Source organism: Streptomyces sp. NPDC090499 (genome assembly GCF_044769305.1).
In the GTDB taxonomy this organism is placed as follows: domain Bacteria; phylum Actinomycetota; class Actinomycetes; order Streptomycetales; family Streptomycetaceae; genus Streptomyces.
In genome coordinates this window covers 28,541-41,341 of sequence record NZ_JBIVXP010000020.1, presented here as the reverse complement: position 1 = coordinate 41,341, position 12,801 = coordinate 28,541, and the positions used below count along the sequence as shown (strand labels likewise).

Sequence of the window (12,801 nt, the reverse complement as noted above, 5' to 3'; positions counted from 1 at the left end):
TCACGGAACGTAACCCACATGACGTAACGAACCGTAACCAAATCATTCCATTGGCCGTTCCCGGGCAGAACGCCCGCGCCGACCGACCCATGGATGTCCCTTGCCCAGGTTCAGTGTCATTGTCCCCGCGTACCAGGTCCAGGCGTATCTGCCCGAGTGCCTGGACTCGGTGCTCTCGCAGTCGTACCCCGATCTGGAACTGATCGCCGTGGACGACTGCTCGCCGGACGCCTGCGGCACGATCATCGACGAGTACGCGGCCCGGGACGCACGGGTGAGGGCCCTGCACCTGCCGGAGAACCAGGGCCTGGGCGGTGCCCGCAACGCGGGGACGGCCCAGGCGCGCGGCGACTACCTGATCTTCCTGGACAGCGACGACACGCTGACGCCGGACACGCTGCGGGCGATCGCCGACCGGATCAAGGAGACGGGCGATCCGGACGTGCTCGTGTACGACTACGCGCGGACGTTCTGGACGGGCCGGGCGGAGCGCAACAAGGTCGCGCCGCAGCTGACCGAAGAGGGTCCGGCGCCCTTCCGGCTGGCGGACCGGCCCGGTCTGCTCCGGGTGCTCATGGTGGCCTGGAACAAGGCGTACCGGCGGGAGTTCGTCGAGGAGAACGGCCTCGTCTTCCCGCCCGGCTTCTACGAGGACACGCCGTGGACCTACCCGGCCCTGATGACCGCAGGGTCGATCGCGACCCTCGACCGGGTCTGCGTGCACTACCGGCAGCGGCGGCAGGGCAGCATCCTCTCCACCACCAGCCGCAGGCACTTCGACCTCTTCGACCAGTACGACCGGGTCTTCGCGTTCCTCGACGAGCGGCCCGAACTGGCGTGCTGGCGCCCGGTGTTGTTCCGCCGCATGATCGACCACTTCACGACGGTGTTCACCAGTCCGGGCCGGCTTCCGAAGGGCAGCCGCGGGGAGTTCCTGCGCACGGCCCGTGCCCACTACCGGCGTTACCACACGGACGGCGCGAAGACCCCTCCCGCACTCTCGGTTCCGTTCGAGCGGGGGTATCCCCGTCGCACCCGGCTCCGCCACGGCCTCGTCCGCTACGGCCTGCACCGCACCTACCGCGCCCTGCAGTGGGCGATGTCCGCCCGCCGCCGCACGGTCAAGGCCGGCGCGAAGACCGTCCGCGGCCTGCGCTCGGCCCTGCTCCAGCTGCACTACCGGATCCAGCTGCGGCTCCCGCTGCGCGCCGACCGCGCGGTCTTCGCCGCCTACTGGAACCGCGGGCACGGCTGCAACCCGGGCGCGCTGGAGGCGGCGTTCCGCACCCACGCCCCGCACGTCCGCACCGCCTGGATCGCCCGCCCGGAACACCACCACACGATCCCGCCGGGCCCGCGCCGGCTGCGGCCGGGCACCTTCGGCTACTGGACGGCGCTGGCCCGCTCCAAGTACCTGGTCAACAACGTCAACTTCGACCGGCGGCTGAAGAAGCGTCCCGGCCAGGTGTTCGTGCAGACCCAGCACGGCACCCCGCTCAAGCACATGGGCCTGGACCTCCAGGAGCATCCCGCCGCTGCCGCCGGCATGGACTTCGAGGAGCTGCTGCGGGGCGTCGACAAGTGGGACTACGTCCTGTCCGCCAACCGCCACACCACCCTGACCTGGGAGCGGGTCTACCCCGGCGGCTACCGCACGCTGGAGTACGGCTACCCGCGCAACGACGTCTTCCAGCAGGCCACCTCGGCCGACGTCACCCGGATCCGGGAGTCGCTCGGCGTCCCCGAGGGCGCGGTCGCCCTGCTGTACGCCCCCACCCACCGCGACTACCGGCGCACCCAGCGGCCCGCCCTCGACCTGGACCGGATCGTGCGCCGCCTCGGCCCGCGCTTCGTGATCCTGGCCCGTGCCCACTACTGGCACGGCGGCCCGCTCGCCTCCGGCGCCCGGGTGATCGACGTCAGCGACCACCCCAGCGTGGAGTCGCTCTGCCTGGCCGCGGACGCGCTGGTCACCGACTACTCCTCGCTGATGTTCGACTACGCCAACCTGGACCGGCCGATCGTCGTGCACACCGGGGACTGGGAGGCCTACAGCGCGGCTCGCGGTACCTACTTCGACCTGCGCTCCAGTCCGCCGGGCGCGGTCGCCCGCACCGAGGACGAGCTGATCGACATCTTCGCCAGCGGCCACTGGCGCGGCTCCCGCTCCGCCCAGCTGCGCGCCGCGTTCCGCGACCGGTTCTGCCGGTACGACGACGGACGCGCCGCCGAGCGGGTCGTACGGCACGTGGTGCTCGGGGAGACGGCCGGGCTGCCGGAGTTCATTCCGCCGGCGGAACGGCACCCCGTGCCCTCGGCGGCCGCCGGGCTCACCCACCCCCCGCTGGCCACCGTTCCGCAACCTTCCGGACATCTGCCCGTCACCGAGAGCCGTTGATCGCCGTTTGCCTTGCAGGGAGTTCCCTCATGCCCCCCAACACCTCGCGGCCCACTCCGTCCCGGCCGTCCACCTGGCGGCCGACGGGAAGGCCGGGCCGCATGCACACCTGAGAAAGAGCAGCATGCCCCGCTTCAGCATCATCGTCCCGTCCCACGGGGTCGCCGGCCGGCTGTCCCAGGCGCTGGACTCGGTCCTCGCCCAGTCCTTCGGCGACCTGGAGCTGATCCCGGTCTGCGACGCGCCCGACGCCCCGGCCGCCCAGGTCGCCGCCGCCTACGCCGAGCGGGACTCCCGGGTGGCGCCGGTGCACTCACCGCCGTCCGCCGGGCTCGGCGGAGCCCGGAACACCGGGATGCGGGCGGCGCACGGCACGTACCTGCTCTTCCTCGACGGCGACGACGTGCTGGTCCCGGGCGCACTGGCGCTGCTCGACGCCCGGCTCGCCGAGACCGGTGACGTGGACGTCCTGTACGCCGAGCACGAGCGGACCCCCTGGTGGGAGGGCGAGCCGACCAACCCGGCGGCCCCCGTGCTGGCGGGCGCCCCGAGCGGCGCGTTCGCCCCGGACCGGGCGCCGCGGCTGACGGGCGTGGCCCTGCCGGCCTGGAGCGCGGTCTACCGCCGGTCCTTCCTCACCGAGCGCCGGCTGCGCTTTCCGGACGGGCACTTCACGGACCTCGGCTGGGGCGGCCTGACCACCGTCGCCGCCGAGCGGATCGCGGTGCTGCGCTCGGTGGTCGTACGGCACCGGCTGCGCCGGCAGGGCAGCCGGCTGAACCTGCCGGGACCGCACCAGCACGAACTCCTCGACCAGGCGGAGCTGGTCCTCGAACGGGCCGCCGCACTGCCGGGCGACCGGGCGCGGGCGCTGTTCGAGCAGGTCTTCGCGGTGGTGCTGCGGACGGCCGCGCGGCCGGAACGGATGCCGTCGGGGCACCGGGCGTTCTTCCGGCGGGCGGCCCGGCTGCACCGCGCGCACCGGCCGGAGGGGTTCCGGATGCCGGGCGGGAGCGTGGGTGTCCAGCACCGGCTGCTCGCGGCGGGCGCGTACACGGCGTTCCGCATGCTGCGCGGCGCCAACCGGATCGCGTCCGGCGCCACCGGGCGGCTGCCCCGCCCGCGCATGCCGCTCACCCGGCTCCGGTACGCCCTCGACCTGCGCCGCCCGCTGGATGCGAACCTCGCCGTGTACTGCGCGTACTGGGGGCGCGGGTACGTCTGCAACCCGGCCGCGATCCACGCGGTGGCCCGCGAACTCGCCCCGCACCTCCGCTCGGTGTTCCTGGTCGAGGCCGGCCAGGAGGACAGCGTGCCGGCCGACGTCGAGTCCGTGGTGATCGGCAGCCGCCGGTACTGGGAGGTGCTGGCCCGCGCCAAGTACCTGGTCAACAACGCCAACTTCGCCGAGGGCGTCGTCAAGCGGCCCGGCAGCGTCCACCTCCAGACACAGCACGGCACCCCGCTGAAGAAGATGGGCGTCGACCAGTCGACGTACCCGGTGGTCGCCGCGCGGACCGGCAGCTTCACCAAGCTGCTGGGCCGCGTCGACCGCTGGGACTTCAACCTCTCCTCCAACCGCCACTCCACCCAGACCTGGGAACGCGCCTTCCCCGGCTCCTACCTGACCCTGGAGTACGGCTATCCGCGCAACGACGTCTACTACACGGCGTCCGCCCACGACGTGGTCCGGGCCCGCCGCAGGCTGGGCATCCCCGACGGCAGGACGGCCGTGCTCTACGCCCCCACCCACCGCGACCACCACACCGGCTTCGAGTCCGGCCTCGACCTGGAGGCCTTCTGCGAGGCGGCCGGCGAGGACGTCGTGGTGCTGCTGCGCGCGCACTACTTCTACGACCGGGGCCGTGCGGCGGGCACCGGCCGGGTCATCGACGTCACCGCGCACCGCTCCGCCGAGGACGTCTGCCTGGCCGCGGACGCACTGATCACCGACTACTCCTCCATCATGTTCGACTACGCCAACCTGGACCGGCCGATCGTGGTCTACGCCGACGACTGGGAGGTCTACCGACAGACCCGGGGCGTCTGCTTCGACCTGATGGCCGAGCCGCCGGGCCCGGTCGCCCACACCCCCGAGGAGCTGGCCCGGATCTTCCGCGACGGCTCCTACCGGGGACCGGAGTCCCGGCGGCTGCGGGCCGAGTTCCGCGCCCGGTACTGCCAGTTCGACGACGGCCTGGCCGCCGAGCGGGTCGTGCGGCGGGTCTTCCTCGGCCGGCCGCCGGAGGAGATCCCGACGGTGATCCCGCTCGCCGAACGCCTGCCCGCCCCGGCCGCGACCCTCGTCAGGAGCTGACCGTGCCCCGACTCAGTGTGATCGTCCCCTGTTTCAAGGTGCAGGGCTTCCTCCGCGAGTGCCTCGACTCGGTCCTGGAGCAGTCCTTCCACGACATCGAGGTGATCGCCGTCGACGACCGCTCCCCGGACGGCAGCGGCGCGATCCTCGACGAGTACGCGGCCCGCGACCCGCGCGTGAAGGTCCTGCACCTGCCGGAGAACGTCGGCCTCGGCCGCGCCCGCAACGCCGGACTCCCGTACGCCACCGGCGACTTCCTCCTCTTCCTCGACAGTGACGACAGCCTCACGCCGGGCGCGCTGCGCGCGGTCGCCGACCGGCTCGCGGAGACCGGCGACCCGGACGTGCTGGTCTTCGACTACGCCCGCACCTACTGGTGGGGCGGGACCCGGCGCAACGCCCTCGCGGAGGTGCTGAGCGCCACCGACGGCGTCTTCACGGCAGCCGAACGCCCGGAGATCCTCGACCTGCTGATGGTGGTGTGGAACAAGGCCTACCGGCGTGACTTCGTCGAGGAGAACGGCTTCCGGTTCCCGCCGGGCTACTACGAGGACACCCCCTGGACCTTCCCGGTCCTGCTCAGCGCGGCCCGGATCGCCACCCTCGACCGGATCTGCGTCAGCTACCGCCAGCGCCGGCAGGGCAGCATCCTCTCCACCACCAGCCGCAAGCACTTCGACGTCCACGAGCAGTACAAGCGGGTCTTCGCCTTCCTCGACGGCCGCCCGGAGCTGGCCGGCTGGCGGCCCTGCCTGCACCGGAAGATGGGCGAGCACTGCCTGGACATCCTCGCCAAACCGGACCGGCTGCCGCCCGCCGCCAGGGCCGAGTTCTTCCGTCGGACGGCGGAGCTGTACCGGGCGTTCCGGCCGGAGAAGACCACGGAGGCCACGGCGACCGCGGAGACCACGGACGCCGTCGGGACTGTCGGGGCCGCGGGGGCCGACCTCGGTGTGCTCGGCGGGTCGTACGCGTCGTACCGGCTGCGGGAGCAGGCCGGGCGGGCCGCACGGGCGGGCGGGCGGCAGGCGCAACGGGTGCGGCAAGCGGCGCAGGGCCGGGCCCGGCGGGCGCTGACCGGGCTCCGCGGCCTGCGGTCGCCGGACGAGAACCTGGTCCTGTACTCGGCGGCCTCGCACCAGGGGCTGCGCGGCGATCCGGCCGCCGTGTACCGGGCGGCCCGGGAGCTCGCCCCGCAGCTGCGCGGCGTCTGGGTGGTGCGGGACGCGGAGGTCGCCGCGGAACTGCCGGCCGGCGTCGACCACGTACTGCTGGACTCCCCGGAGTACCTGCGGCTGACCGCCCGCGCGAAGTTCTTCGTCAACGACGTCAACTGGCCCGGCACGCTGGTGAAACGGCCCGGCAGCGTGCACGTCCACACCCACCGGGGCACCCCGCTCAAGTACCTGGGCGCCGACCTGCTGGGCAAGCCCGGCGCCCGGCTCGGCTTCGACGTGCCGCAGATGCTGCGCCGGGCCGACCGCTGGGACCACAGCCTGGTCGCCAACCGCCACTCGGAACTGGTGTGGGAGCGGGCCTACCCCTGCCACTTCGCGTCGGCCCGCACCGGCAGCCCGCGCAACGACGTCCTGGTCACCGGCGGCCCGACGGACTTCCGGGCCCGGCACGGCATTCCGGCCGACCACACCGTGGTGCTCTACGCACCTACCCGCCGCGACTACGTCCGGGGCGGGCACGTCGACCGGATCGACCTGGCCCGGTTCGCCGCCGACCTCGGCGAGGGGCACACCCTGGTGGTCCGCCTGCATCCGGCCCTCGCGACCGGTCCGGCGCGCGGGCTGGGCCTGGCCGAGCTGCACCGGCGCGGCATCGTGGTCGACGCGACCGGCGAACCGCACGCCGAGGAGGTGATGCTGGCCTCGGACGCTCTGGTCACCGACTACTCCTCCCTCATGTTCGACTACGCCAACCTGGACCGGCCGATCGTCGTGCACGCCGACGACTGGGCCGCGTACACCGCGAGCCGGGGCGCCTACCTCGACATCACCGCCGAGGCGCCGGGCCATGTCTCGCACTCCTACCGGGAGTTGGCGTGGCTGTTCGGCTCGGGCGGCTGGCGGGACGCGGAGTCGGCGCGGCTGCGTGCCGACTTCCGGTCCCGGTTCTGCGAGTTCGACGACGGCAGGGCCGCCGAACGGGTCGTACGGACGCTGCTGCTCGGCGAGCCGATGCCGGAGCCGCCGGGCCGGGTCCCCGGTCCGGCCGGCGCGCGTGACCTGCTGGCGTCGACGTGAGACCGCGCACCTGGGTGCTGGTGCTGGCCGCCGTCTTCGCGGTGCTGCAACTCGCCGCTGTCACCGGCCGGGACACGCCGGACTCCAAGAACTACGTGTCGTACGCGCTGACCCTGGCCGGGGCGGGCAAGCGGGAGGCGGCGGCCGAGACGGTGGACTGGGTGTGCGCCGGCAAGGCGTCGGCGGCGGAGCGCGCGCAGCGCGTGGACGTACTGCGCTTCCATGCGCCCAGTCCGGCGGGCCGGGTGTTCGCGGAGTGCCGGGACGGCGAACTGCGGCGGGTGGAGCGGCGGTTGCGGGCCGGGGGCGCGCAGACGGACGGGTACGTCGTGCCGTTCGTGGCCCCGCGGCTGCGCGGGATCTTCGAGGTGCGGCCGGGGTACCCGGTGTTCCTGGCGCCGTTCGTCGGCGTGTTCGGGGTGACGTGGGGGGTGTGGCTGGCGAGTGTGCTGGTCGCGGGCGCGGGCGGAGTGCTGGTCTTCCTGGTGCTGCGGACGGTGTCGGTACCGGTGCCGCTCGCGCTGACCGGGCAGGCCCTGTACTACGTCCTGCCGGTCGGCACGACCGCGATGCGGCCGATGACGGAGGGCCTGATGCTGGCCCTGACCCTGACGGCGCTGTGGGGGTGCGCGCTGGTCCTCACCGGACGGGCGGGGGCGGGGGCGGCTTCGGTGGCGGGCGCGTTGCTCACGCTGTTCGCCGTGAAGCACTCGCAGACGCTCTTTCTCGGTGCGTGCCTGGCCGGGGCCGCGGCGGTGGTCGCACTGTGGCGGCGCCGCCGGCACGGGCGGAGTCCCGGTGACGGGCGGAGTCCCGGTGACGGGCGGAGTCCCGGTGACGGGCGGAGTCCCGGACGCGGGCAGCGCCCCGGACGCGGGCAGAGCCCCGGACGCGGGGTGGCCGCGATCGCGGTGGTGGGGTGCGGGGCGGTGGCGGGCACCCTGCTCCTGGCCCGGCTGCTGCGCTACCCCTCCGAAGCGGAGAGCGTGCAGGACCTGCTGACCGGCCACTACACCCACCCGGACCGGGCCCACCCGTGGCGGGAGTTCCTCCATCTGGAATTCGACTTCTGGGTGGAGTGGCTGCGGCGGCAGCTGACAGAGCCGCTGTTCCCGGCCGCGCTGGCGGCCGGGGCGTGCGGAGCGCGGCGGCGGCCCGCCTTCGGCGTCTTCCTGCTGGCGGCCGCCGGAACCGGGATCCTCACCCAGGCCGGGCACCCCGACATCACCGTCTACGGCGACCGGCTGATCGTCCTGGCGTGGCTGCTGCCGGTGGTGGGCGTGCCGCTGCTCCTCGAACCGCTGGTGCGCCGCCCGGTCCCGGTTCCCGTGCAGGGGACGGCCAGGGTGGTCGGCGTCACTCGATGAGGTGACGGACGGCAGCGCGGTCGGGGCGGACGGGAACACTTGGCAAATGGTCCGTCCCGTCCGTTTCCTCCGGTGAGCACCGGCGCCCTGCTCCGGCGCGCCACGGCCGGCGCCACCGCCCTGCGCGGCGGCCGCGTCCGCAGACTCACCCCGTACCAGGTCTTCGGCCTGCTGTTCTGGCTGCTGATGACCCTGGCCTACTGGCGGGTACCGCCGTGCTGCGAGGCCGGACTGCACGCGGCGGCGGTGGCACGGCTGCGGGCCGGCCTGACGGACACCGCCGTCTCCCCCTACGTACTCGCCCAGGGTGCGCTCGCCCGGCTGACCGGGCTGACGGGGTGGCTGCTGCTGCGGGTGAGCGGCCCGCTGAACCTGCTGGTGCTGCTGACGGGCCTCGGCCGGCTGGTCCGCGTCCTCACCCCGCGCGCGTGGGCGCCGGTGCTGGCGCTGGGCTTCCTGTCCGTGCTGTGGGGCACACGGCCGGCGTGGGGCGGGGGCTCGCTGGCCCTGCTGCCGCTGACCGGCAGCCTCGGCTATCCGTCCGCGTTCGCCCTCGGCCTGACCTTCTGGGCCTGGGCCCTGACCGGCGCCCGCGCCCGTGATCTGCGCCGGGTGCGCTATGTCGGCCCGAGCGGCCTGCGCAGCCTGTCCGGGTATGCGGCGCTCGGGCTGCTCTACGGGACGGTGGCGCTGGTCGACCCGGTGACCGGGGTGGGCGCGGCGGCCGGGGCGGTGGCGTTCGCGGCGGGCTGGCAGCGGGGCTGGCGGGCCGCGGTATGGGGGCGGTGGGCGCTGCTGTGCACGGTGACGGCGGCCGCGCTCGCGTTCGGAACGCACGCGCGCGTACTGCCGCCGGAGGCTCACGGGTGGTACGCCGGGCCGGGTGAGTGGGCCGGTCAGTGCTGGCTGGCTCTGCTCGGGCTCCCGGCACTGTGGCTGCGGGCACGGCGCGCGGGCGGGGCGCCGGTGCGAGGGGCGGTGGGGCCCGGGGCCTGGCGTGATCCGCTGGTGCTGCTGTTCGCGATGGAGTGCCTGGTGCTGGCGTGCGGGCGGCTCGCCGGGCTGCTCGGGCTCGTGCTGCTGGCACCGCAGTGCGCGCTCGCCGTGGAACTGGCGGCGGAGCGGCCCTGGTGCGGGTGGCGGCGGGTGCTGGGCTGGGCCGCGGCCGGCGGGGTCTGCGTGGGCTTCCTGGCCGCGCAGGCCGGGGCGGTCGTACCGCGCTCGGTGGACCCGGTCGGCTTCGTCCAGCCGCCGCGCTGGCCGTCGTACGACTGGGCGGCCCGGCACATCGGCCCGGGGGAACCGGTGGCCACGGACGGCTACTACGCCGTGCGGCTGCTCCCCGGGTACGGCATCGCCCTGGCCGACGGCCACGACCACCGCCCCCGGGTGCGCTGGCTGCTGCTGACGCGGCAGGAGCGGCTGCCCGCGGGGGCGGTGGTCGTGGACTGGAGCCGGCGAACGGGGGAGGTGCTCGCGCGGCTCACCCGGACGGGGGATGCGTCCCCGGTACCGCCGGTCACCCGATCGGTTACTCGATGACGAGCTCGACCGGGATGTTGCCCTTGGTGGCCTTGGAGTAGGGGCAGTAGGCGTGGGCCTGGTGGACCAGCTTCTCGCCGGTCTCGTTGGCGAGCGTCTCGGGAAGCTCGACGCGCAGGGTGACCTTGAGCGCGAAGCCGCCGTCGGACTCGTCCTTGCCGATGCCGACCTCGGCGGTGACGGAGATCTCGCCGGTGTCGACCTTGGCCTGGCGGCCGATGGCGCCGAGGGCGCTGGCGAAACAGGCGGCGTAGCCGGCGGCGAAGAGCTGCTCGGGGTTGGTGCCCTGGCCGTTGCCGCCCAGCGCGGGCGGGAACGCCAGCGTGAGGTCCAGCTGGCCGTCCGAGCTGACCGCCCGTCCTTCCCGGCCGGTGGCGGTGGCGGCTGCGGTGTAGATGGCGTCCATGGAAGACCATCCCTCTCGAAGTACTCGAAGTATCGGTGTCCGGCGGCTCCCGTTCCCGCCGCCCTCACGACCACAAGTAGAGCACACAATTCAATTGCACACAACTAAATGACCCGCAAGCGCTACGCTTGAGCCATGACCGTGACGACCCCGACCCCCAGCCCCGCGCCGGGCCCCGCCCCCGAGGCGGAGTGGCTCCGCCTGGACCGCCAGATCTGCTTCTCCCTGCACGCGGCGTCCCGCGCCTTCAACGGCGTCTACCGCGTGATCCTCAAGGACCTCGGGCTCACCTATCCGCAGTACCTGGTGATGCTCGTGCTGTGGGAACAGGGCGACCTCCCGGTCAAGAAGCTCGGCGAACACCTCCGCCTGGACTCCGGCACCCTCTCCCCGCTGCTCAAGCGCCTGGAGGCGGCGGGCCTGGTGCGCCGCGAACGCAGCACGCGCGACGAACGCTCGGTGGAGGTACGGCTCACGGAGGAGGGCACCGCGCTGCGCGAGCGGGCGCTGGAGGTACCGCGCAGGATCGTGGCGGCGACGGGCTTCGACGTGGAGGAGATCCGGGACCTGAAGACGCGGCTCGACCAACTGACGGGGACGCTGGATGCGGCGGCTCTGGAAGAAGGCTCGTGCTGACGCGCCCCTTCTTCCAGGGGCGCGGGGCTGTCGTCGATTCCTTTAGGGGCGGGGGCTGTCGTCGATTCCTTTAGGGGCGCGGGGCTGTTGTCGACGTGCGGCTGCCGCCGCCTGGGCGCGACCAGCCCCCACCCGCTCGCAGCCCGGACTCGGCAGCCCCCACCCGGATCGGCCGCACGTACAACCGAAGCGCAATCCGGTCGATCACCATCTCCTCCCGCAGCACGAACTGCTGGTTCAGCACGGCGAACTTGGCCCGCTCCGTCCCCAGCCGCGGCCGATACCCGCTCACCAGCGCGTACTTCTCCATCACGGCCCACACCTCGTCGGTCCCCGCCAACCGCCGCCGCAGCACCCCCGCCCCCGCCTCGCGCCCGTACAACGTCCCTGACTCCGCCCCCGGTTCGGCCAGTGCGACGTCCCGCGTGCCCTTGAAGTCGGCGGGATACGCGAGCTCCGCCCCGCGCGCGTGGGCCGGCAGGAACAGCACCGGGTCGCCGGGCCGCAGCACCCGGGCCACCGCCGCCGCGACCGCCCCGAGGTCGTCGGGACGGGTGCCCGGCACCCGGTCCGCCCGCAGCAGCGGCACCTGGTGGGTGAAGGCGAGGAGGACCGCCAGCACCCCGGCCAGGGTGAGCGCGGGCGACCGGGGCGCCGTCTGCGTGCCGTGGGACCAGAGCCGGCCGAGCACCCGGGCGACCTGGTCCGCGCCGAGCGCCACCAGCAACGGCGCCCCGGCCAGCGCGTACAGCACGTACCGGTCGACGTACAGCGGTGTGAACTGCGAGGCCAGCATCAGCGCCACCGGAGGCAGCACCGCGAGCGGCAGCGCGACCGCCGCGAGGGTCACCTCGCCGCGCCGGCCCACCAGCCGCGTCAGCCCCAGCAGTCCGAGCGCCAGGCACGCCCAGTACACCCCGTCGGTCGGACCGAGGTACTGGCGCAGCAACTCCTGCGCGGTCTCCACGTCCGGCTCCCGCAACCACGCCACCTGGGCCGACTGCCCGTGCGAGACCACGACCATCGGCAGCAGCGACAGCACCACGCCCCCGGCCGCGCAGCCCCACCTCCGCCACACCCTTCCCGACGAACGGGCCAGCGCCAGGGTTCCCGCGTGCGCGAGCAGCAGCAGGACGGCGAACTCGTGCAGCCAGCAGGTGAGTCCGAGGACGGCGCCGTACCACCACCAGACCCGGCGCCCCTCCTCCCGCACCGCCCGGACGAGGAGCAGCGTCGCGCCGGTGGCGCCCGCGGCGACCAGGGCGTACGAGCGGCCCTCCTGCGCGTAGTGGCCGACCAGCGGGGTGACCGCGTACAGCAGCCCGGCCCACAGGCCGACGCGCGGCCGGGCCAGGCGCATGCCGAGGGCGGCGACCAGGCCCGCGGTGCTGGCCGCCGCGCACACCGAGGGCAGCCGGAGGACGACCTCGCCGGGGTGGCCGGGGTCGGCGCCGAGGACGAAGTGCATCAGCAGGTAGTACAGGCCGTGGACCGCGTCGACCTCGTGCAGCAGCCGCCAGATCTGCGGCACCGTGCGCCGGGCGACCTGGTAGGTGACGGCCTCGTCGCGCCACATGCCGCCGCGGCGCAGCCTCCAGAACCCGAGGGCGAGCATCACCGCGGCCGGGACGGCCACGGCGAGGAACCGGGCGGCCCGCGGCCACCGGGGCGGGCCGCCCAACGGGCGCGGCCGACTCCGTGGAGCCGGCCGGCTGTCGTCTTCTGTTCGCGTCGTTCGCGGATGTGCTTTTACGAGAGGCCCGATACTCACCACGGCCCGATCTTTTGCGATTAGCCAACCTTTGCCGGGTAATGACGGCGTATCGGCATGGATACACCATCCGCGCGGCTTACGCTCGCGGTCGATGAATCGCCACCCG

8 protein-coding genes are annotated in these 12,801 nt (G+C 73.8%); 6 read left to right on the top strand and 2 right to left on the bottom strand.

All coding sequences use genetic code 11. The features are described from left to right. Positions 1–100 precede the first annotated feature (100 nt). The 5 genes from ACIQVL_RS42595 to ACIQVL_RS42575 all read left to right on the top strand — a co-directional run bounded on the left by ACIQVL_RS42595 (position 101) and on the right by ACIQVL_RS42575 (position 9,879). Positions 101–2,398, top strand: coding sequence for a CDP-glycerol glycerophosphotransferase family protein (locus ACIQVL_RS42595; protein WP_403478161.1), 2,298 nt, complete (start codon positions 101–103; stop codon positions 2,396–2,398). Between the two features lie 124 nt (positions 2,399–2,522). Next, positions 2,523–4,715 (top strand): bifunctional glycosyltransferase family 2 protein/CDP-glycerol:glycerophosphate glycerophosphotransferase, encoded by a 2,193-nt coding sequence (locus ACIQVL_RS42590; RefSeq protein ID WP_403478160.1) that lies wholly within the window; start codon positions 2,523–2,525, stop codon positions 4,713–4,715. A gap of 2 nt (positions 4,716–4,717) precedes the next feature. Continuing rightward, a complete protein-coding gene (locus tag ACIQVL_RS42585; RefSeq protein WP_403478159.1) occupies positions 4,718–6,970 on the top strand; it encodes a CDP-glycerol glycerophosphotransferase family protein in 2,253 nt (750 codons plus the stop codon). Then, positions 6,967–8,337 (top strand): hypothetical protein, encoded by a 1,371-nt coding sequence (locus ACIQVL_RS42580; RefSeq protein ID WP_403478158.1) that lies wholly within the window; start codon positions 6,967–6,969, stop codon positions 8,335–8,337. Before ACIQVL_RS42585 ends, ACIQVL_RS42580 begins: the two co-directional genes overlap by 4 nt. Positions 8,338–8,409: 72 nt before the next feature. Further along, complete coding sequence (locus ACIQVL_RS42575; protein WP_403478157.1) at positions 8,410–9,879, top strand: hypothetical protein; 1,470 nt, start codon at positions 8,410–8,412, stop codon at positions 9,877–9,879. Here the strand turns inward: ACIQVL_RS42575 and ACIQVL_RS42570 are convergent. Then, a complete protein-coding gene (locus ACIQVL_RS42570) occupies positions 9,869–10,285 on the bottom strand; it encodes an organic hydroperoxide resistance protein (protein ID WP_403434880.1) in 417 nt (138 codons plus the stop codon). The two genes, ACIQVL_RS42575 and ACIQVL_RS42570, sit on opposite strands and share 11 nt — an antisense overlap. A gap of 135 nt (positions 10,286–10,420) precedes the next feature. Here ACIQVL_RS42570 and ACIQVL_RS42565 point away from each other — a divergent pair, with 135 nt between their 5' ends. Beyond that, on the top strand, positions 10,421–10,921 hold the full coding sequence (locus tag ACIQVL_RS42565) for a MarR family winged helix-turn-helix transcriptional regulator (RefSeq protein ID WP_403434882.1): 501 nt from the start codon (positions 10,421–10,423) through the stop codon (positions 10,919–10,921). 70 nt (positions 10,922–10,991) lie between these two features. Here the strand turns inward: ACIQVL_RS42565 and ACIQVL_RS42560 are convergent, their stop codons facing one another. Next, positions 10,992–12,602, bottom strand: a complete 1,611-nt coding sequence (locus ACIQVL_RS42560) for a glycosyltransferase family 39 protein (RefSeq protein ID WP_403478156.1) — start codon at positions 12,600–12,602, stop codon at positions 10,992–10,994. Positions 12,603–12,801: the final 199 nt, after the last annotated feature.

What these genes read in the sequence shown, in the direction of transcription:
- ACIQVL_RS42590 (WP_403478160.1), top strand. Translation starts at nt 2,523, where the DNA reads ATGCCCCGCTTCAGCATCATCGTCCCGTCCCACGGGGTCGCCGGCCGG.
- ACIQVL_RS42570 (WP_403434880.1), bottom strand. Translation starts at nt 10,285, where the DNA reads ATGGACGCCATCTACACCGCAGCCGCCACCGCCACCGGCCGGGAAGGA.
- ACIQVL_RS42565 (WP_403434882.1), top strand. Translation starts at nt 10,421, where the DNA reads ATGACCGTGACGACCCCGACCCCCAGCCCCGCGCCGGGCCCCGCCCCC.